Annotated in this window: 18 protein-coding genes; 7 read left to right on the top strand and 11 right to left on the bottom strand. The window is 59.1% G+C overall.

Features of this window, described 5'->3' with window-relative positions:
* Nucleotides 1-224 precede the first annotated feature (224 nt).
* The gene (locus tag Q666_RS36405; RefSeq protein WP_022998992.1) at nt 225-3,599 is read left to right on the top strand and encodes a PAS-domain containing protein; all 3,375 of its coding nucleotides are present in this window, start codon (nt 225-227) and stop codon (nt 3,597-3,599) included.
* Nucleotides 3,600-3,757: 158 nt separating this feature from the next.
* Here Q666_RS36405 and Q666_RS36400 read toward each other — a convergent pair whose 3' ends face one another.
* The 6 genes from Q666_RS36400 to Q666_RS36370 form a co-directional block, all read right to left on the bottom strand.
* Nucleotides 3,758-4,168, bottom strand: a complete 411-nt coding sequence (locus Q666_RS36400) for a F0F1 ATP synthase subunit epsilon (protein WP_022998993.1) — start codon at nt 4,166-4,168, stop codon at nt 3,758-3,760.
* A gap of 93 nt (nt 4,169-4,261) precedes the next feature.
* Complete coding sequence (gene atpD, locus Q666_RS36395; RefSeq protein WP_173013971.1) at nt 4,262-5,695, bottom strand: F0F1 ATP synthase subunit beta; 1,434 nt, start codon at nt 5,693-5,695, stop codon at nt 4,262-4,264.
* A gap of 16 nt (nt 5,696-5,711) precedes the next feature.
* A complete protein-coding gene (locus tag Q666_RS36390; protein ID WP_023014438.1) occupies nt 5,712-6,596 on the bottom strand; it encodes a F0F1 ATP synthase subunit gamma in 885 nt (294 codons plus the stop codon).
* A 31-nt stretch (nt 6,597-6,627) separates the two neighbouring features.
* Nucleotides 6,628-8,157, bottom strand: coding sequence for a F0F1 ATP synthase subunit alpha (gene atpA / locus Q666_RS36385; protein WP_022998996.1), 1,530 nt, complete (start codon nt 8,155-8,157; stop codon nt 6,628-6,630).
* Nucleotides 8,157-8,717, bottom strand: coding sequence for a F0F1 ATP synthase subunit delta (locus tag Q666_RS36380; protein WP_022998997.1), 561 nt, complete (start codon nt 8,715-8,717; stop codon nt 8,157-8,159). Before Q666_RS36380 ends, atpA begins: the two co-directional genes overlap by 1 nt.
* 469 nt (nt 8,718-9,186) lie before the next feature.
* Entirely contained in the window at nt 9,187-11,382 is a 2,196-nt protein-coding gene (locus Q666_RS36370) for a primosomal protein N' (RefSeq protein ID WP_022998999.1), read from the bottom strand.
* 277 nt (nt 11,383-11,659) lie between these two features.
* Here Q666_RS36370 and fsa point away from each other — a divergent pair, with 277 nt between their 5' ends.
* Together fsa and Q666_RS36360 are read left to right on the top strand one after the other, a co-directional pair.
* Nucleotides 11,660-12,313 (top strand): fructose-6-phosphate aldolase, encoded by a 654-nt coding sequence (gene fsa, locus Q666_RS36365; protein ID WP_022999000.1) that lies wholly within the window; start codon nt 11,660-11,662, stop codon nt 12,311-12,313.
* Between the two features lie 260 nt (nt 12,314-12,573).
* Complete coding sequence (locus Q666_RS36360) at nt 12,574-13,533, top strand: tyrosine recombinase XerC (protein ID WP_023014437.1); 960 nt, start codon at nt 12,574-12,576, stop codon at nt 13,531-13,533.
* On the opposite strand, the gene Q666_RS36355 is transcribed toward Q666_RS36360, so the two are convergent.
* Complete coding sequence (locus tag Q666_RS36355) at nt 13,530-14,039, bottom strand: GNAT family N-acetyltransferase (protein WP_022999002.1); 510 nt, start codon at nt 14,037-14,039, stop codon at nt 13,530-13,532. The two genes, Q666_RS36360 and Q666_RS36355, sit on opposite strands and share 4 nt — an antisense overlap.
* Nucleotides 14,040-14,163: 124 nt before the next feature.
* Between Q666_RS36355 and Q666_RS36350 the strand changes: the two genes are divergently transcribed.
* From Q666_RS36350 to Q666_RS36340, 3 genes are all read left to right on the top strand, one after another.
* Nucleotides 14,164-14,568 carry a hypothetical protein gene (locus Q666_RS36350; RefSeq protein ID WP_022999003.1) on the top strand — a complete coding sequence of 135 codons (405 nt, stop codon included), beginning with the start codon at nt 14,164-14,166 and terminating at the stop codon, nt 14,566-14,568.
* Nucleotides 14,569-14,687: 119 nt separating this feature from the next.
* Nucleotides 14,688-14,921: a hypothetical protein gene (locus tag Q666_RS36345; RefSeq protein ID WP_139314047.1), complete on the top strand. Its 234-nt coding sequence runs from the start codon at nt 14,688-14,690 to the stop codon at nt 14,919-14,921.
* 173 nt (nt 14,922-15,094) lie between these two features.
* Complete coding sequence (locus Q666_RS36340; RefSeq protein ID WP_022999005.1) at nt 15,095-16,048, top strand: metallophosphoesterase; 954 nt, start codon at nt 15,095-15,097, stop codon at nt 16,046-16,048.
* A 22-nt stretch (nt 16,049-16,070) separates the two neighbouring features.
* Here the strand turns inward: Q666_RS36340 and Q666_RS36335 are convergent, their stop codons facing one another.
* Nucleotides 16,071-16,709 carry a cation transporter gene (locus tag Q666_RS36335; protein WP_031268677.1) on the bottom strand — a complete coding sequence of 213 codons (639 nt, stop codon included), beginning with the start codon at nt 16,707-16,709 and terminating at the stop codon, nt 16,071-16,073.
* An 84-nt stretch (nt 16,710-16,793) separates the two neighbouring features.
* Here Q666_RS36335 and Q666_RS36330 point away from each other — a divergent pair, with 84 nt between their 5' ends.
* Complete coding sequence (locus tag Q666_RS36330; RefSeq protein WP_022999007.1) at nt 16,794-17,213, top strand: helix-turn-helix domain-containing protein; 420 nt, start codon at nt 16,794-16,796, stop codon at nt 17,211-17,213.
* Nucleotides 17,214-17,312: 99 nt separating this feature from the next.
* Here Q666_RS36330 and Q666_RS36325 read toward each other — a convergent pair whose 3' ends face one another.
* The 3 genes from Q666_RS36325 to Q666_RS36315 all read right to left on the bottom strand — a co-directional run bounded on the left by Q666_RS36325 (nt 17,313) and on the right by Q666_RS36315 (nt 21,274).
* Complete coding sequence (locus Q666_RS36325) at nt 17,313-18,773, bottom strand: hypothetical protein (RefSeq protein ID WP_152533254.1); 1,461 nt, start codon at nt 18,771-18,773, stop codon at nt 17,313-17,315.
* Nucleotides 18,774-19,069: 296 nt separating this feature from the next.
* Nucleotides 19,070-20,473 carry a dihydrolipoyl dehydrogenase gene (gene lpdA, locus Q666_RS36320; protein ID WP_031268678.1) on the bottom strand — a complete coding sequence of 468 codons (1,404 nt, stop codon included), beginning with the start codon at nt 20,471-20,473 and terminating at the stop codon, nt 19,070-19,072.
* A gap of 42 nt (nt 20,474-20,515) precedes the next feature.
* The gene (locus Q666_RS36315; protein ID WP_022999010.1) at nt 20,516-21,274 is read right to left on the bottom strand and encodes an SDR family oxidoreductase; all 759 of its coding nucleotides are present in this window, start codon (nt 21,272-21,274) and stop codon (nt 20,516-20,518) included.
* Nucleotide 21,275 lies beyond the last annotated feature (1 nt).

Here is a 21,275-nt window from a genome sequence, read left to right as displayed (position 1 = left end):
GATTTCATGCGATTTTTTCGATCTAAGCAAATATTCTTACTGAATATTACCTAGAGGCGATTCTTCGTTAAAATACAATCACCCTCACCGCGCAAAACAACCCTGCCTTTATGGACAATTTAATTCAATCTCGCAAAGTTAATACTTTGTTTTAGTTCTATACCTAAGAGTAAACAAACTAAAACCGAGATAGTGACGCGTTCGGCAGAGAGGCACAGTGCATCATGACCCCTGTGCAGGGAGACAGCGAACAGGACCGCCTGGACGCACTGGCGACCCTTCAGATTCTCAATTCTGAACGCCTGCCGGAATATGACGATCTCGTGGAGACCCTTGCCACGATCTTCGATGCCCCGATGGCCTTCATTTCCATCGTCGGGAAGGATGACCTCTGGTTCAAGGCCAAGATCGGCATAGACGTCGACGGCACTCCAAGAAAGGGCACTTTTTGCGATCAGGCGATCCTCTCGCGTGAGTTGATGGTCGTTCCCAACGCCCTTGAAGACCCCCGCTTCCGCGATACGAGCCTCGTTGCCGGTCCACCCTACACACGCTTTTATGCAGGTTTGCCGTTGTGCCTGGATGGCACGCACATCCTTGGGACACTCTGCGTCGTCGACACCAAACCACGGCAGCCAAGCGAAACACAGCTCCGCCAATTACAGCGTATGGGATCGATCGTCCTCGGTCTGATGAAGTCTCATCGCGCCCAGAGTGAAACGCAATCTGCCCTTCGGGCGACCGAAGAACAGCAACGGCTTGCGATGCGCAAGAGCGATCTGCTGGAAGAGATCACGGCCGTTTCCGGTGTTGGCGGCTGGGAAGTGGATATTGATACCGACACAGTAACCTGGACGGAAAAAACCTGCGAAATCCATGAAGTGGATGACGACTTTGTTCCGACTGTCGATATGGCGCTTTCCTTCTACGCACCGGATTGCCGTCGCCAGATCTCGGATGCCGTCATCAAAAGTGTCAAGGAAGGCGTTGCCTGGGATCTTGAACTCCCGTTCGTGACCGCCAGGGGGCGTGAGATCTGGGTTCGCACCGCGGGCAGGCCCATCATCGAAGATGGTCGCGCGACCCGTTTGATCGGTGCCTTCCAGGACATTACCGAACGCAAGCAATCCGAACAGGCCGTGCTTCATTCCGAAGCGGTCCATCGCACCACCCTGGAATCCCTGAGTGAAGGGATTCTCCTCGTCAACAGAGCCGGACAGATCCAGTCCTTCAATCCTGCAGCAGCTGCATTGCTCGGCTACACCGTCGGGGAAATGAAAGGTCAAAAGCTTCAGGATCTCGACCTCGATATCGAATGCGAAGAAGACGGCCACGTTTCCGGCTGCAATCCCCTGCAACAGGCAGCGGTCAATCCAGACAAGGTTTGTAACGTCGTTGCAAACGTGACCCGCCGCGGGACCGACCAGTCCGTCTGGCTGCGGCTGAATGCGAAATCGATTGGCGACGACAATGCGTATGGCCTCGACGGCGTTGTCCTTTCCCTGACCGACGTCACCGCGACCAAGCGGCAGCTCATCGCTCTGCAAGCCATTTTCGACAACCTGCCGGGTGGCCTCGTCTATTATGATCCCGACAGACGGCTTGCGGTCTGCAACAAGGATTTTCAGCGCCTTCTGCAACTGCCGCAGGAATTTATTGATCGCAAGGCGCCGTTGCTGGAGGTGGCGACATATCTGGCAAAGCGGGGAGACTACGGTCCGGGAGACCCGGACAAGCTTCTGGAAGAACGGTTCAGGTATTTCAATGATCCCAAACCGCATATTTACGAGCGCGTCAGCCCCGATGGGACACATCTGGAAGTCCGTGGGATCCCTCTGCCGAGCGGCGGCCTTATCACCAGTTTCTTTGATATTTCGGAGCGCAAGCGGGCAGAGAACGTCTTGCGGTATTCCGAGGCCGTCCAAAGGACAACGCTCGAGTCTCTCAGCGAAGGTATTCTTCTGCTGACACATACCGGCGAGATCCAGTCAGCCAATCCTGCTGCGATCGACCTCTTGGGCGTGACCGGCAGGGAGCTGGTCGGGTTGAACGTAACCGACATTGATTTTGGCCTTCGCTGTGACCTTGAAGGCAAGGGTCCGTGCGATGCACCGCTGGAGCTTGCTGCCCGCGACCCGGGATCACTGAGGGACGTCATCGCCCGTCTCTCCCCCACCAACGGGCATCCGAGGAAGTGGCTTCGCCTGAGCGCCATGCCAATCGACGACGATCAGGAGTTCGATCTGGACGGTGTCGTCGTCTCCCTGACGGACATTACCGAGACCAAGCAACAGGCCGACACGCTGCAAAGCATCTTCGACAACTTTCCGGGTGGGATCGTTCACTACGATGAAACGCTCCGGCTCGCATCGAGCAATCAGCAGTTCCGTGACCTTCTCGAATATTCTGATGAGTTGATTGAAGATCGGCCTTATCTTTACGACTTCTTTCTCTTCAACGCTCGAAGAGGTGACTATGGCCCTGGCGACCCAGAGGCTCTCGCTCTGGAGCGGTTTAGGAAGTACGACCTGAAAAAATCGCAGGTGTTCGAACGGCGTGCAGCAAACGGCACGTACATCGAAACCCGGAGCACGCCACTGCCGTCAGGTGGTCTGATCCATAATTTTTACGACATCACCGACCGCAAGAACCTGGAAGAACAACTTGCCGCGAACGAACGGCTGGCACGGCATCGCTCGCAGGAACTCGAAGCCATTCTCGCCAATATGCGCCAGGGGGTCAGCGTCTTTGATGCGCGTGGCCGACTGTCATTGTGGAACCGGCAGTACATCGAAATCTTCAACAAACCTGAGGGCGATGTTTACGAGGGTGTCAGCCTCATCGAATTGATCCAGGCCGAGAAGGATCGCGGCGAATTCGAAGGCGACGTTAAGGAACACGTCATGGATCTGATGATCCGTCTTTCGGCAGGCGAAGTGGTCCGTTCCAAGTTCAAACATCCCAACGGCAGGATTGTCAGCGCGGTCCATGCGCCCTTGCCGGCGGGCGGCTGGATCGGTACGCATGAAGATGTCACGTCCCGTGAACTGGCGGCTGAAAAGATCCAGTTTGCCGCTCACCATGACACCTTGACCGGGCTCGCGAACCGAACGCTTTTCAATGCAAAGCTGGATGAAGCCCTGAATGCGGCATCGGCCAATGGCATTGCAGGCGACCTGATGCTGCTTGATCTCGACAAGTTCAAACCGGTGAATGACAGCTTCGGTCATGATGTCGGTGACGAACTTCTTAAAACAGTCGCACAGCGACTGCGCGAGTGTGTCCGGTCCTCAGATCTGGTCGCTCGTCTCGGCGGCGACGAATTCGGGATCATCCTGACCGGAACCGGTTCCGGCAACGCCAGTACAGCCGAGATAGCCGATCGTATCGTCCGCAAGATCGGGGCACCTTTCGCTGTCCATGATCACATTATTTCGGTTGGCGTCAGCGTCGGAATTTCTCCGATAACGGGCACGGAACTGGATCCTCGTCCAGTGATAAAGCGCGCTGATATGGCGCTATACGAGGTCAAGCATAACGGGCGTAACGGGTTCAAGTTCTTCGAAGAGGAAGACGTCGCGCGGTTTGCTCGCGCCTGACGTTCGGCCTTCTGATCGAGAGCCGACTGTTTGAGAGGTAGCCTGCCAGACACGTCAGAACCGTGCCTCTTGCATACTTGACCGATCGCTTCCCCCAAGAACAAAAAACGCGGCCCGTTGCCGGACCGCGTCATTGAATGAAGCTTGAGGGGGTCGTATCAGGCCTTGGTGAGGGCTTCTGCGACGTCCTTGAGCTGAGCCAGTGTCATTTCGGCTTTCTGCCGCGAGGCATCGTCCTTGGCGTCGGAAACATCTTCCTGCGCATCCTGGATTGCCTGGTCGAGCTGCTCACGGCTGATCTCGCCAACCGGAACGGCCTGTTCGGCCAGAACGGTGAGACCGCCTGCTGCAACATCGGCAAAACCACCGCGGACGAAATATTCGTCCCAGCCACCATTTTCGCTGCTGCGCACCTTCAGGATGCCCGGCAGGATGGTGGAGATGAACGGGGCATGGTTCTTCAGAACGCCAAACTCGCCTTCGGCGCCCGGTACAACGACCTCTGCGACCTGTTCGGAGAGGAGCTGGCGCTCCGGCGAGACCAACTCAAACTGGAAAAGTTCAGCCATTTGGCGTCTTCCTTGTCAGTCTAATTCTGATGGCAAGCCATCAAGCATGAAGAAGACGGACGCCCGATAACGGGCGTCCGGTCAATTCGCCGATCAAGCGGCTTCAGCAGCCAGGCGCTGTGCTTTCTCGATGGCTTCATCGATGGAGCCAACCATGTAGAAAGCAGCTTCCGGCAGGTGGTCGTATTCGCCTTCGACCAGACCCTTGAAGCCCTTGATGGTGTCTTCGAGGGCAACCAGCTTGCCCGGAGAACCGGTGAAGACTTCAGCCACGAAGAACGGCTGGGACAGGAAGCGCTCGATCTTACGTGCGCGGGCAACGGTGAGTTTGTCTTCTTCAGACAGTTCGTCCATGCCCAGGATGGCGATGATGTCCTGCAGAGCCTTGTAGCGCTGCAGAGTAACCTGAACCGCACGAGCCGTTTCGTAGTGCTCTTCACCGATGATGCGGGCATCAAGCATACGGGAAGTGGAGTCCAGCGGATCCACAGCCGGGTAGATGCCTTTTTCAGCGATCGAGCGGTTAAGAACCGTCGTTGCGTCCAAGTGAGCAAAGGTCGAAGCCGGTGCCGGGTCGGTCAAGTCATCGGCCGGAACGTACACGGCCTGCACGGACGTGATCGAGCCCTTGTTCGTGGTGGTGATGCGCTCCTGCATGCCGCCCATGTCGGTGGCCAGCGTCGGCTGGTAGCCCACAGCGGACGGGATACGGCCGAGAAGTGCGGACACTTCGGAACCTGCCTGGGTAAAGCGGAAGATGTTGTCCACGAAGAACAGCACGTCCTGGCCCTGGTCACGGAAGTGTTCTGCAACGGTCAGACCGGTCAGAGCAACACGTGCACGGGCTCCCGGGGGCTCGTTCATCTGGCCGTAAACCAGCGCAGCCTTGGAGCCTTCTCCGCCGCCTTCCTTGTTCACGCCGGATTCGATCATTTCCCAGTAAAGGTCGTTACCTTCACGGGTACGCTCGCCAACACCTGCGAACACGGAGTAACCGCCGTGCGCCTTGGCGACGTTGTTGATCAGTTCCATGATGAGAACGGTCTTGCCCACGCCGGCGCCGCCGAACAGGCCGATCTTACCGCCCTTTGCGTACGGAGCCAGAAGGTCAACGACCTTGATGCCCGTCACAAGGATTTCAGCTTCGGTGGACTGTTCGATGAACTCCGGAGCGTCCTGGTGGATCGCACGCTTGCTTTCGTGCGGGATCTCACCGGCTTCGTCGACCGGCTCGCCGATCACGTTCATGATACGGCCCAGGGTGCCGTCGCCAACCGGCACCACGATCGGTGCATCGGTGTCGACCACTTCCTGACCGCGCACCAGACCCTCGGTGGAGTCCATCGCGATGGTACGTACCGTGTTTTCGCCAAGGTGCTGAGCAACTTCAAGCACAAGACGCGTGCCCTGGTTGTCAACTTCAAGAGCGTTCAGGATCAGCGGCAGGTGGTCATCGAACTTGACGTCGACAACGGCGCCGATGACCTGGGTGATCCGTCCGACCTTTTTGTCAGCCATATCCCTAATCCTCGTCTCGATCCCGTTAGAGCGCTTCCGCGCCCGAGATAATTTCAATCAGTTCCGTCGTAATCTGAGCCTGGCGCTGGCGGTTGTAGTTGATCGTCAGTTTGTCGATCATCTCGCCGGCGTTGCGGGTCGCGTTGTCCATTGCGGACATACGTGCACCCTGTTCAGACGCAGCATTTTCCAGAAGTGCCCGGAAAATCTGAACGGAGATGTTGCGCGGCAGCAGATCCGCAAGGATCTCTGTCTCTTCCGGTTCATATTCGTAAACCGCGTTGGCACCTGCGCCTGCATCAGTGCTGCCAGCCTCGAAATGGGCCGGGATCAGCTGAGTTGCAGTCGGTTCCTGCGCGATCACGGATTTGAAAGTCGAATAGAACAGCGTGCAAACGTCGAACTCGCCATTGTCGTACATGGAGAGCACTTCGCGGCCGATGTCGTCCGCGTTGTTGAAGCCAACGTTCTTAACACTGCGCAGGTCGATGGTCTTGATGATGTGCTGGCCGAGCTCGCGCTTCAGAGCGTCGTAGCCCTTCTTGCCGACACAGATGATCTTGACCGTCTTGCCCTGCTTCAGCAGGCTGCGCGCTTTTTCACGCGCAAGCTTTGCAATGTTGGTGTTGAAGCCCCCACACAGCCCACGTTCGGCCGTGGCAACGAGCAGGAGATGAACCTGGTCATTGCCGGTGCCGGACATGAGCTTCGGAGCGTCGTCGCGCCCCTCGAAGGCCACCGCGAGGTTGGCCAGCACCGCACCCATGCGTTCCGCATAGGGGCGAGCGGCCTCCGCAGCTTCCTGAGCACGACGCAGCTTCGCCGCGGCCACCATTTGCATGGCCTTGGTGATTTTCTGCGTCGCCTTAACGGAAGCGATGCGGTTTCGTAAGTCCTTCAGGCTCGGCATGGCCGCCCCTGCTCCTTATCCCGGCGTGGTCTTAAGCGAAGTTCTTGGCGAACGCGTCGATGGCAGCTTTCAGCTTGCCAGTCAGCTCGTCGTCGAGTGCCTTCTTCTCCCAGATGGCGTCGAGCAGCGCTTTGTGCTCGCCACGAAGGAACAGAAGCAGGCCTTCTTCGAAGTCCTTCACGCGGTTGACCGGGATTGCATCCAGGTAGCCGTTCACGCCGGCATAGATGACTGCAACCTGTTCTTCGGTCTTCAGCGGCGAGAACTGCGGCTGCTTCAGAAGTTCGGTCAGACGTGCACCACGGTTCAGGAGGCGCTGGGTCGTGGCGTCGAGGTCGGAGCCGAACTGTGCAAAGGCCGCCATTTCGCGGTACTGAGCCAGTTCACCCTTAATCGGGCCGGCAACCTGTTTCATCGCCTTGATCTGAGCGGAGGAACCCACGCGGGACACCGACAGACCAACGTTCACGGCCGGGCGGATACCCTGGTAGAACAGATCCGTTTCCAGGAAGATCTGACCGTCGGTGATCGAGATCACGTTGGTCGGAATAAACGCGGACACGTCGTTGCCCTGGGTTTCAATAACCGGCAGTGCGGTCAGAGAGCCCTTGCCATGGTCTTCGTTCAGCTTCGCAGCACGTTCCAGCAGACGGGAGTGCAGGTAGAAAACGTCACCCGGGAAAGCTTCACGTCCCGGCGGACGACGGAGCAGCAGGGACATCTGACGGTAGGCCACAGCCTGCTTGGTCAGATCGTCGTAGCCGATCACGGCGTGCATGGAGTTGTCACGGAAGAACTCGCCCATCGCGCAGCCGGCAAACGGTGCCAGGAACTGCAGCGGAGCAGCGTCGGAAGCGGTAGCTGCGACGACGATGGAGTATTCCAGCGCGCCGGCGTCTTCCAGGGTCTTCACGAACTGAGCGACGGTGGAGCGCTTCTGGCCGACAGCAACGTAAATGCAGTACAGCTTGGCGTCTTCGTCGTCAGAAGCATGCAGCGGCTTCTGGTTCAGGAAGGTGTCGAGAATGATCGCGGTCTTGCCGGTCTGACGGTCACCGATGACCAGCTCGCGCTGACCACGGCCAACCGGGATCAGGGCGTCGATGGCTTTCAGGCCGGTAGACATCGGCTCGTGCACGGACTTGCGCGGCAGAATGCCCGGCGCCTTGACGTCCACGCGGCGCTTTTCGGTTGCCTCGATCGGGCCTTTGCCGTCGATCGGGTTGCCAAGCGGGTCAACAACGCGGCCCAGGAGGCCCTTGCCGACCGGCACTTCCACGATGGCGCCGGTCCGCTTGACGGTGTCGCCTTCTTTAATGTCACGGTCGGAGCCGAAGATAACGACACCAACGTTGTCGGTTTCCAGGTTCAGGGCCATGCCCTTGATACCACCCGGGAATTCGACCATTTCACCAGCCTGGACTTTGTCCAGACCATAAACACGGGCGATACCGTCACCGACGGAGAGCACCTGACCGACTTCAGAAACTTCGGCTTCCTGGCCAAAGCTCTTGATCTGGTCCTTGAGGATTGCGGAGATTTCCGCGGCCCGAATATCCATCAGCCGACCTCTTTCATCGCGAACTTGAGTGAATTGAGCTTGGTACGCAGCGACGTGTCGATCATGCGGGAGCCGACCTTGACCACGAGGCCACCGATCAGGGCAGGATCAACCTTTGCCACGATGTTTACAGATTTGCCCGTGGAAGCCGAGAGAGCTTCTTTCAGGGCAGCGACATGATCGTCGGAAAGGGCAGCTGCGGAGGTTACCTCAGCCGTTTCCTCACCACGCTTTTGCGCAAGCAGGGTGCGGAATGCCTTGATCATGCCGGGAAGAACGAAGAGGCGCCGGTTACGGGCTGCCAGCTTCACGAAATTAGCAGCCAGGCCTTTGATGCCTGCCTTGTCGAGAAGTGCGGTAAGCGCTGCAAGCTGCTCCTCCACACTGAATACCGGGCTTTTCACGAGACGGACGAGATCTTCGCTTTCGGCAAGCATGCCTTCGAAAGCTGTCAGATCCCGCTCCACGTCAGCCGTTACACCTTCGCCTTCGGCGAGGTCGAGAAGGGCGGACGCATAACGCTGTGCCACGCCGGATACGAGAGATACGTTGTCAGTCACCAGGTCCGTGCTCTCTGACGTTTTTCATGCCCACGAAACGGCTAGCGCTCGCAAAGCATTGAAAAAATGAATGATTTCAAGGTCAGAAGGTATGACGGTTAAACCGCTGCCCCCAAAGCCGCGCCTCAATTAGCACAGGGTTTCTCAGTGTGCAACTTCGCCTAAAGACTGTTATTGCCGATTCCTCGGTGTTTTTTGTCAAAGGTCGATAAAAAACGTTTCAGATCAACGTCTCCGCACCGTCATAAACCTTTAGACGGTTTTCTGCAGAGCAGGCAAAAAGGCCTTTGCGCAGGGCTGAAAGGGGCAAGCTAGGAGGGCGTTTTTGCCGCAGCTGCGCGGAAGGCGGGATTATTGCCGTCAGCAGCGTTGCCACAATTGCAAACAATGACCTTGCGGTTCCACCCGATTCTCCCACGCCGAACTCGTATGAACGGCAGGCGCTTTTTCCGATGAACGCAAAAACCACCTAGAGAAAATGCTGCGGGTCGATGTCCACTTGCAGGCGCAGCCCCTTCGTGGGCTTCGGGCCGATGCTCAGCCAATGCCGCAGATAGGCCTGCAGATCGTACTGGCGGGGGGCCATTGCCAGCAGGCGGAAACGATAGCGTCCGCGCACCATGGCAAGGGCGGCTTCCGCAGGCCCAAGGAGCGTGACGGCCTGATCCGGCGGTGCGGCACGGGCAAGGGCCCTCGAGAAGCCTTCTGCAAATCCTCTGTCTGGTCCGGAGACGATGACGGCGGCAAGACGCCCGAACGGCGGCAGACCTGCTGCCCGCCTTGCCTCGATCTCGGCCTGATAGAACGCCTTCTTGTCACTTGAAAGCAGCGCCTTGATGACGGGATGATCCGCATTGTAGGTCTGCAGGAAACCCTTACCGCCGCCGGTGACGCGGCCCGCACGGCCTGTCACCTGGGCAAGCAGCTGGAAGGTTTTTTCCGCAGCTCTCGGATCGCCATGGGCAAGGCCAAGGTCCGCATCCACCACGCCAACCAGTTTCATCAGCGGGAAGTTATGCCCCTTGGCAACCAGCTGCGTGCCGATGACGATGTCGGCCCCGCCTTCCTCGACAATCTTCATTTCGCGCTTCAGCCGATCCGGCCCGCCGGCAATATCCGACGAAAGCACGAGCACACGCGCCTGCGGAAAGAGCTCGGTCACTTCCTCGGCGATTCTTTCCACGCCGGGACCGCAGGCAACCAGACTGTCTACCGACTGGCAGGACGGACAGGCCTTGGGAACCGGCTCCTGATGGCCGCAGTGGTGACAGACGAGTTTTTTCTGAAAACGATGCTCCACCAGCCAGGCGCTGCAATGAGCGCATTGGAACCTGTGGCCGCAGGTACGGCAAAGGGTCAGCGGTGCATAACCGCGCCGATTGAGAAACAGTAGCGACTGCCCCCCTTCGGCGAAGGTGCCGGCGATGCCGTGGACCAGGCCAGGTGCCAGCCAGCGTCCGCGTTCCGGCCCGTCCTGGCGCATATCGATGGCCATGAGGTCCGGCAGGGCAGCACCGGATGCCCGTTCGGGCAGCTCAAACAGCTTGTAGCGGCCGACCTCTGCGTTGACGATGCTTTCCACGGATGGCGTGGCCGACGCCAGAACAACGGGGAAGCCGGAGAGATGGCCGCGGACAACAGCCATGTCGCGTGCGCTGTAAGGCACCCGGTCATCCTGCTTGAAGGCTGCATCGTGTTCTTCGTCCACAATGATCAGGCCCAGTTCCTTGAACGGCAGAAACAGCGAGGAGCGGGCCCCTATCACCACCCGCACATCACCGGAGGCCACCCCGCGCCAGACCCGCGAGCGTTTCTTGACCGTGATCTGCGAATGCCATTCGGCCGGATAGACCCCGAAGCGTTGTTCGAAGCGCCGCAGGAACTGTTCGGTGAGTGCGATTTCAGGCAGCAGCACCAGCGCCTGCTTTCCCCGGCGCAAGGCTTCGGCAATCGCCTCGAAATAGACTTCCGTCTTGCCCGAGCCGGTGACACCGTCGATCAGGGCAACTGCCCCACCCTTGCCGAAACAGGCCGTCAGGCCGTCTGCCGCAGCCTGCTGCGCCGGGGTCAGCGGTTTTTGGGCGTAGTCCAGTTGCGGTTTCGGCGGCGGAGGAGCCGCCGGCATCAGGACGGTTTCCAGGACATCTTGCTGAAGCAGGCCGTCGATGACGGAAGCGGACACGCCGGCAGCATGGGCAAGGCCGCTTTTCGTCCAGGCAAAGCCGTCTTCCATGGTCGCCAGAACGCGCCCGCGTGCCGGCGTCAGACGATCAGGCTCGGCACCTTCGATACGGCGGACACCGGGAACGGGCGCTTCCGGCTCCAGCGCTTCTTCGGACCGCAACACCATGCGCAGCACCATCCCCGGTGCGCCAAGTGTCCAGTTCGCTACCCAGTCGACGAACCGGCGCAGATCATCATCAAGCGGCGGCGTCTTGTCGTAGACATGGGAAATCGTCTTCAGTTTCTTGGGATTGATGGCCGCGTCCGGCTCGATATCCCAGACAGCGCCGATCACCTCGCGCGGGCCGAGCGGCACCTTGACGATGGTGCCCGGAACCACGGACTGGCCGGGCGGCACCTTGTAGGTATAGGCCCCCGCAACCGCGACCGGCACCAGCACGCTGGCAATGGTTTCCTGGAAGTCTGGATCGTCGAACAGCACTGGGTGTCAGGTCCTCATCGCTCCGGGAACGGCCGCGAAACCATGCGCCAGGCACGGCCCGAACCCTGGCGTGACATTGCCCGTCCGGTCGTCGGGATCAAGCCTCGCCATTCTTGAGGTACGTACCGCAAAAATTTCGTCCACCAGAGAATCAGGGGTTCTTCTTGTCATCATCCTAGGGTAAAGAGAGCCCAGCTGACCACGCAATCGTTTTGTCCCGCTAGCCGGGACCAGGTTTCCGGCGACGCTCCGGTAGCCCTACAGGGAGTAAAGACAGATGAAATTCTTCGTCGATACGGCCGACACGGCTGAAATCAAGGAACTGGAAGCAACCGGCCTCCTTGACGGTGTCACCACCAACCCCTCGCTGATCGCAAAGTCCGGTCGGGACTTCAAGGAAGTCATCGCAGAAATCTGCGCCATCACCGAAGGCGATGTTTCCGCCGAAGTGGCCGCAACCGATTTCGACACGATCATGAAGGAAGCACACGTCCTTGGCGCGATCGCAAACAACGTGGTCATCAAGCTGCCGCTGACGTTCGATGGCCTGAAGGCGTGCAAGCAGCTGACCGAAGAAGGCACCAAGACCAACGTCACCCTGTGCTTCTCGGCCAACCAGGCCCTGCTCGCAGCCAAGGCCGGTGCAACCTACATTTCGCCATTCATCGGCCGTCTGGATGATATTCATGCCGACGGGCTTGAGCTGATCCGCGAAATCCGCGTGATCTACGACAACTACGGCTTCGACACGGAAATTCTGGCTGCGTCGATCCGCACGCCGAACCACGTGAAGGATTGCGCCATCATCGGCGCCGACGTCGCGACCGTACCGCCGGCAACGCTGAAGGCCCTGGTCAAGCATCCGCTGACCGACAAGGGCCTTGAAGCTTTCCTGGCTGATTGGGCCAAGACCGGCCAGAGCATTCTCTGATCACCGACCTTTAAGACGAACGAACGGCCCGGATTTCCGGGCCGTTTTTGTTGTCGTTTCCAGTGCCTGCCAAGGTAACAGGACGCTCCAATTCCTTTTGCCTCGTGTTGCGGGACAAGTCGATCAGGCTCGGAGATCTCGACGGTCCTGTTCACCTCCTGGTGGGGGGAGGACCATCTGTCGGCCGGTTTGACGAAAAATAGCCGCCATGTGGCGCGATGTTAACGGAACCGTTGGGGATCCGGCATCACATTGGCACCATGTGTGCCGCATCCTCCAAATCCGAATCGCTGCTTGTCACCGCCCGGCCGGAACTCAACCGCCGCATCGACCAGTGGCTTGACCACCTGTCCGATGAGCGACGCCTTTCCGACAAGACCCTGCTTGCCTACGAACGCGACCTGCGCCAGTTCCTGCGGTTCCTGACCAACCATCTGGGCGGGGCGCCGGACCTCAAGGAAATTGCAGCGCTCCGCCCGGCCGACTTTCGAGGCTTTCTGGCAAGCCGCCGCCGTGATGGTGCCCAGAGTCGATCGCTCGCCCGCGGCCTTGCCGGGATCCGGTCGTTCCTCAGGTACCTGGAGCGGCGCGGAGAAGTGAACGCCGCGGCGTCTTCCGCCGTGCGGCCACCACGGCAGGCCCGATCCCTGCCGAAACCCGTCTCCTCCAAGGACGCCATCGACGTGACCAGCGGAGACCTGGCGATGGAACGCGAACCGTGGCTGGAAGCCCGCAACGCCGCCGTCCTGACCCTGCTGTACGGCTGCGGCCTGCGGATTTCGGAAGCTCTGTCGCTGACCGGTGCCATGGCCCCCAAAACCGGAACGAAGACACTTCGTGTCGTCGGCAAAGGCGGCAAGGAGCGGATTGTCCCGATCCTGCCGGCGGTCTGCCAGGCGGTGGAGCACTATCTGAAACTTTGCCCTTACGCGATTTCGCCCGACGGCCCCCTGTTTCTCGGTGCCCGCGGCGGTCCGCTGAACCCGCGCATGATCCAGCTGGCCATGGCACGCCTGCGCGGTGCATTGGGCCTGCCGGACAGCGCGACCCCGCATGCCCTGCGCCATTCCTTTGCCACACATCTGCTGGCTGGCGGCGGAGATCTCAGGACTATCCAGGAACTGCTCGGCCACGCCAGTCTGGCCTCAACGCAGATCTATACGGAAATCGACAGCGCCCATCTCCTGTCTGCCTACGACAGGGCTCATCCGCGCCGTTAGGATCCGTCAGGTTTCGGAAATCCGTAGACTGTCCGTTCCTTGCCATCAGGAAACATCTCGCGCGCAATCGGCTCGCCGCCAAGTTTGCGCACCAGTCCCCTTGCTGCCTCGTTGTCATCCTTCATATGCGTTTCAACCAGAGGCCAGCCATAGACTTCGTAAGCATGGCGGATTGTCGCCTGCGAGACTTCCACGGCTGCACCGGTGCCGCGTGCCTGGGGCATCAGCCACCAGGTCAGCTCCCGTCTTGGCCAGCCTTCGGGCCAAACGAAGCCGCAACCGCCGATGATATCTGCGCCCGTTTTCGGTTCGATAACCCACATGCCATAGCCGCGCAGTTGCCAGTGGCCGAGGTGGTTTGCCAGCACGCGCCAGGCAGAGTCCGCGCGCGACGGCCCACCATAGAAGTGTGAGGCCTCGCCGTTCTCGAAGAACGCCTTGTAGACTGGATAGTCCGGTTCTTCCGGCAAGCGCAGACGAAACCGCGACGTTTCGAGTGATTGCATGATAAGTCTCTGTTGTTTGCGGGGAATTTCGTTCGATTCCCATGTTGGTTCCAACTCCGTTGTAGCCGCTTCCGCCACAAACGGTTAGGTTGCTGAAACAGCCTGTTTCGCCGGGAGATAACGAATGCGTCTGATACTACTCGCAGCCGGTCTTCTTCTACTGTCGGCAGCGCCCTCGCTGGCGCAGCGCGTCTACTGTCCACTTCCCGAAGACGGCGTCTGGGTCAATCCGAATGCCAAACCGAAGGAAATCTCGCGCGTCGAGGTAGAAAGCCGCTGCGAGAATGAAGCGGTGCATGTGCGCGTACGCGCGTTCACCTCCTGCATTCCGCGTGACTGCAAGTGGGGCTGGACCAAAGGGGAAATGCGCTCAGATGGTGCCATCCAGGTGCTGCTGATCGGATTCTTGAGCAGCAAGCAACTGACATTGCGGGCCTTTGGCGAGCTTCTGGATGTTCACGTGATCAACGTCGTCAACGATCTGTCCGAACCGCGAACCGAGACCACCTACAATCTCCAGCGCGAGTAACAGGTCAGGGGTAGTGCGACGACAATCGCCTTTCGCTTTTTCCTTGTCAGATCTCCGTTTTCCCTTACCTTACGTAAGACTGCGTAAGTATACCGCAGGCCAACGGACGGAGATGTAACATGCGCCTATTGAGCACCGGCATTGCGGCCCTTGCCGTAACCGCGTTTGCAATTGCACCGGCCGCTGCATGCAGCTGGAACAAGACAGCCCAGTCCAAACAGATGACAGTGGCGGAAACGCCCGTCCTCCCGGACACCGACTCGGATGTGGCCATCGCCACCAACGATCTCAGCGATGCAATCGTAAGCGAGACCGTAATTCAGCCGACCACCGGCGAAGCCGTGTCGGAGTGACCCCCACCGGTAAACAAGCTCCAGACCAAGACCCGCTGCTCCGCAGCGGGCTTTTTTTCGGCTGAATACCATCTGCACGAAATCTGCTGAAACCTGCCTTCATCGGGCCGTATCGACGCCTCAATAGCCCGGTTCACTCGCGATTATCCTGAAGAACCGGTTGATACAGTCTCATGATTTCCAGACGCCGTTTCCTGCAAACCTGTGGCATCGCAATGCTGGGTGCCGTTTCCGCTCCTGCCTATGCGATTGGCGTTGAGCCTTTTCGGCTCAGCCTGAAGCATTATCACCTGACGCCTCCACGATGGCCCACAGGGCTGAACCTGAAAGCCGCGCTGATAGCCGACCCGCATGTCTGCGATCCCTGGATGGGACTGGAGCGGGTTCGCTCCATCGTCCGGCAGACCAATGCTCTGAAGCCCGACATCATCCTGATGCTGGGCGACTATGTGGCCAGCCACAAATGGCAATACGACCCGATCCCGCCACAGGCGTGGGCTGATCTTTTCGGTGATCTGTCGGCCCCGCTCGGGACCCACGCCATTCTCGGCAATCACGACTGGTGGGACGACGCGGACGCACAGCTGACTGGCGGTGGACCGACCAGATATGGTCAGGCGTTGCTGAACGCCGGCATTCCCCTTTACCAGAACCGGGCTCAACGGTTCGAGAAGGACGGCCAGGCTTTCTGGCTTGCCGGCGTCGACGACCAGTTGGCGCTGAGACCGCACCGCAAGATCAAACGGCACCGCTGGAAAGGTTTGGATGACCTAACCGGCACGCTTGCCCAGGTGACGGACGATGCGCCCGTGCTGCTGATGGCACATGAGCCTGACATCATCCGCGAAGTGCCGGGCCGCATCAGCCTGACGCTCAGCGGTCACACCCATGGCGGGCAGGTCAACTGTTTCGGTTACAAACCTGCCTTTCCCAAACGCAGCGTCAAAAGCTACGCCTATGGCCACATCGTTGAAACGGAAGGGACGAAGCTGGCAAGGCACCTGGGCTTTGAAACGGAGCCCCGCCACCTCATCGTTTCCGGAGGTCTTGGCTGCTCGATCCTGCCGGTCCGATTCGGTGTTCCTCCGGAAATAACGGTGGTGCATCTGGGAAGCACCACCACTTGAGTCATGTTCCGGAAAGGGCGAATTATTCAGCCGCCACTTCGTGCTCCGTCTTGTGCCGGTATTCCTTTATGGCCTGGCTCAGGATCTGGACCGAGGAACTGACGAAGAGAGCCGCCATGAGACCGGCGACAATCAGGTCCGGCCAGGCGCTTGCCGTTCCCCAGACACCGGCGGCCGCCAGCATGACGGCGACGTTGCCTATGGCATCGTTGCGCGAACACAGCCAGACGGAGCGCACATTGGCATCACCATCCTTGTATCGGACCAGCAGCAGGACACTGGCAAGGTTTACGGCCAGCGCCAGAAAGCCGATGGAGCCCATCACCGCGGCCTGCGGCACGCCAAGCACGAACACCTGATAGAGCGTGGTGGCAGCCACCCAGACGCCCATCAGAAACAGGCTTGTGCCCTTTGCAAGCGCGGCCAGGGCCCGGGTCTTTAGCGATGCGCCAATGACAGCCAATGATATGCCGTAGGTGACCGCGTCGCCGAAGAAATCGAGGGCGTCGGCCTGCAGCGCCTTTGAGCCGGCTGCCTGGCCAGCAATCATCTCGACGATGAACATGCCACCGTTCAACGCGATCACCAGCCAGAGACGGCGGCGATAGTCCTTCGACATTCCGTCAAATGTTCCGTGGGAATGTCCGCAACAGGCACCCATGATGCACTCCTTGTTCGAGTCGCTTGATTTTCGGTTCCTGTCCCTTGTAATTGCTATAGCGACTAGAGCTTCAAGAGGCTTTTTATGGATTTTTCAATTGGTGACCTTTCAAGACGAACCGGCGTAAAGGTTCCGACGATTCGCTATTACGAAAAGGAAGGCCTACTGGAAGCGCCGATCCGCAGCGAGGGCAACCAGAGGCGCTACCGGTCCAGCGACCTGGAAAGGCTTGGCTTCATCAAGCATTGCCGCGACCTCGGCCTGCCAATGCCGGCCATCCGCGACCTGATAGACCTCAGCCAGCATCCGGACAAACCGTGCGAAACCGCCAACCGGATTGCCGAAGATCAGTTGAAGGCAGTGCGCCAGCGGATTGCCCACCTGCGCAAACTGGAGGCGGAATTGAAGCGCATCGCAACAAGCTGCGAAGGCGACCACACGGTGACCGAATGCAACGTTCTGAAGGCTTTCGGCGACCATGGCCTCTGCCTGAAGGAGCACTGACAAGCCTTTTTGCCCGGCTTCAGGCAAGCCTTGTCCAGTCCTGTGTCTCCCCTACGGCATGCACGTTCGTGCCGATGGCAACCACCAGGGAGCGTGCTGCTAGCTTTCGTCTATCGGTCTTGGTCCGGTGCCTGAGCCGAGTTCCGTTGCCATCACCGTTCCCCCTAGCCTTTCCAGACGCATCATTGTCCAGCGTTTGGCAGGCAGATTACAGGAATGACGGCCCAGAATGCATGAGAACTGGAGGACGTGGGGATAGTCGTTCTTCGGCCAAACCCTTTCAGCAACGTCATGCCTGCCCTTCAGGTATCCGAGCAGGGTATATTCGCTGACATACCAGACGTCGCCTTCCTTCAGGTCTCCCATACTGGTCGGCCGCCCCTTGGGAAAAGTACCTCCCCAGGTCCAGGACACGGCACCGGACGTTTTCTGATCCAGAAAATGGTGGGCCATCGTTTCGTCGATAAAGACTCGCTTTCCGTCCGCCAGATCCTGCCGGTAGGCCTCGACCACCGCTTGCCTGTTGGGCAAAGGTTCCGACAGCACATAGAAAACGATGAAGTTGGAGGAAAGCGCCAGCACCAATGCGGCGCAAAGGCCAAGCTTCACACAGTGCCAGCGGTCTTTCAACAGCACGTCGACCGCCAGCAGAAACAACATTGCGGCCGCAAGATTCCGGATCAGCGGCCGGTCATGCACGAAGGCGCCGAAGAATTGTCCAGCGGCAAGGCAAAAGCCGATTATCCCGGCAGTGCGGGACTTGCGGAAAACAACCCAAGATACGCCTGCAAACATGGCAGCCCGGAAGATCGCTTCGACATTGAACTTGCCGGAGCCATGTGACCGGCTGGAGTGATAGGCGATCTGCCGGAAGAACTCGGCGAACTCGAAGTTCACCGAGACCGCAAACAGGGCAACGGCAATCGCGAGGGCGACAAGGCCTTCACTCAGCACACGAACGAGGCTTGCCTGCCGCGTCCTGAGCCTCCAGATCTGAAGAACGGCAATGACGCCAACACTCCAGGCAAGCATGGACAGTGCAGTCAGCGGAGCAATTCCCAAAAGCGCGGTACCCGCAACGCCGGCAACGGTTTCCGGACCGGTCTGCCGTGTGTCACCCGTACCTGCCCTGACTGCAACCGGCAGGACCAGCAGCAGCCCGAGCATCCAGATGAATGAACCCGTCAGTTCCAGCCGGAAGCCGGAAACGACATACATGGGCGCAAAGATCAACGGTGTGAAAAGCGCAGCGGTGCGAAGGTTCAATCTGAGGCAGAACACTACGAAGACCAGGCTGGTCGCCACGTAACAGAGGAATTCGTACAGGACGATTGTCGCGGTGCTGATCCCCGCGGCTTTCAAAAACCATCCGGACAGAATGAAATGAAGCCTTGGCTGGAGATGATAGGATTCCAGCCCCGGGAACTGGACCGCAAGAAGCGGATTCAAGTGACGGCCCGTTTGCGCAAATTCGGATGCCCAGGGAATAAAGAAGAGGTCATCCACGTAGGGAATGGTTCGCTCCGGCCAGAAAAACACCAGGCCGCAAACCAACGGCAATACGCCCCCTGCAACGACTGGCAGCCAGCCGCGGGTGAGATTCAGATTTTGATTGTTGCCCCGTTGCCTTTCAAGCAAAGCATCTCCTGCCTTTTGTTGAAATGCACCACCCCTGACAGGACAACACTCTAGCGCATTAGTTGCAGATGCGCGGCATTTTTTACGTTTACTTGCATAACTTCAAACTTGAATGGCGTCTGCCGGTCCGCAGGACGGCCGATCCAACAAAAATGTTACGGGGCACCCGGTGACCGGATGCCCCGACCGATATCGAAAAGACATCGTTCAAGCGTTGATTACGCGTGGATCGACTTCGCAAATGCGCCGAGGGCTGCTTCCTTGACCGCTTCCGACATGGTCGGGTGGGCGTGGCAGGTGCGCGCAAGGTCTTCGGAAGATCCACCGAACTCCATCAGGACAGCAGCTTCGTGGATCATCTCACCGGCACCGAAGCCGACGATGTGAACACCAAGCACGCGGTCGGTCTTTGCGTCCGCCAGAACCTTGGCAAAGCCGTCGGTCTTGTTCATGGCGCGCGCGCGGCCGTTTGCGGAGAAGACAAATTTGCCGGTCTTGTACTCGACGCCGGCCGCCTTCAGTTCTTCCTCGGTCTTGCCGACGGAAGCGACTTCCGGCTGGGTGTAGACAACACCCGGGATGACATCATAGTTCACGTGACCAGCCTGGCCTGCCAGCATTTCGGCAACGGCAACGCCTTCGTCCTCGGCCTTGTGGGCCAGCATCGGACCGACGACCACATCGCCGATGGCGTAGATGCCGTCGACATTGGTCTTGTAGTGGGTGTCGATCTTGACACGGCCGCGCTCGTCCAGGGCAACACCTGCCCCATCAAGGCCCAGGCCTTCCGTGTATGGACGGCGACCGATGGCAACCAGAACGATGTCGGCCTCGAGAACCTGCGCATCGCCACCCTTTGCCGGCTCGACAGTCACGGCAAGGCCCTTGCCTTTCTTTTCGACGCCCGTGACCTTGGAGGACAACTTGAATTCCATGCCCTGCTTTTTCAGCATGCGCTGGAAGTTCTTGGAAACGTCACCGTCCATCGGGCCGAGGATCTTGTCCATGAACTCCACCACGGTCACTTCCGACCCGAGACGGTTCCAGACGGAGCCGAGCTCAAGGCCGATGACACCACCACCAACGACGAGCAGCTTGCCAGGCACCTTGTCCAGTTCCAGAGCGCCGGTGGAAGAAACCACCTGCTTCTCATCGATCTCGACACCCGGCAGCGGCATGACGTCGGAACCGGTGGCAATCACGATGTTCTTCGTTTCCAGTACGCTTGCCTTGCCGTCGGCATCGGTAACCTCGACCTTGCCTTTGGCCAGGATCTTGCCGGTACCGGTGTGAACGTCGATCTTGTTCTTCTTCATCAGGAAGGCAACGCCGTTCACATTGGCATCGACCACACCGGTCTTGTGTTCCATCATCGCCGGCAAATCGAGCTTGGGCTTCGCGACCTTGATGCCGAGTTTTTCGAAACCGTGGCCGGCTTCCTCGAACATTTCCGAGGCATGCAGCAGCGCCTTGGACGGAATGCAGCCGATGTTGAGGCAGGTGCCGCCAAGCGTTGCGCGTTTTTCGACGACAGCCGTTTTCAGGCCGAGCTGCGCAGCCTTGATCGCGCAGACGTAGCCGCCAGGACCGGTTCCGATGACGACGAGATCATATTGGGACATTTTGGTCGCCTTTGCCTCTTTCATTTCTGGTTTGAATGGGGGTTAGGGAAGGATTGCCCGGCCGCCGGAGACATCGAGGATGGCACCGGTCGTATAGCTGGACTGGTCGGAGAGAAGCCACAGAATCGCTTCGGCCACCTCGTCGGCGGTTCCGGCACGTTTCATCGGCAGTTTGGACCTGAGCTGGGCCACCCGGTCAGGATGGCCCCCCGAGGCATGGATATCGGTGTCGATAATGCCGGGACGAATACCGTTGACGCGAACACCTTCGTCGGCAACTTCCAGCGCCAATCCGACAGTCATGGTATCGATAGCCCCCTTGGAGGCAGCATAGTCGACATATTGGGAAGGTGACCCCAGCTTGGAGGCTGCAGACCCGAGATTGACGATCACACCGCCGGTGCCGCCATGCTTGGTCGACATGCGTCTGACCGCTTCGCGGGCACACAGGAAGGCGCCGATCACGTTGATGGAGAACATTCGTGTCAGACGTTCCAGGGTCATTTCATCGACGCGCTGGGAATAGTCGACAACACCGGCATTGTTGACCAGGCCCTTGAGAGTGCCGAGCTTGTCGGCTTCGGCGAAAAGATGCAGCACGTCGGCTTCATTCTGGACGTCCCCCTGAACTGCCACGGCCTCGCCGCCGGCCGCCTTGATTTCCTCGACGAGAGCATCAGCGGCAGCCTGGTTGTGCGTGTAGTTGACGATCACCTTGTGACCGAGCGCCGCAACCTTGCGGCTGACGGCAGCGCCGATCCCCCGGCTCCCGCCCGTTACCAATACAACCGTGTCAGTCATG

Source organism: Labrenzia sp. C1B70, from assembly GCF_000475395.1.
Lineage (GTDB): Bacteria > Pseudomonadota > Alphaproteobacteria > Rhizobiales > Stappiaceae > Roseibium > Roseibium algicola.
This window is presented reverse-complemented; position numbering and strand designations above follow the sequence as displayed.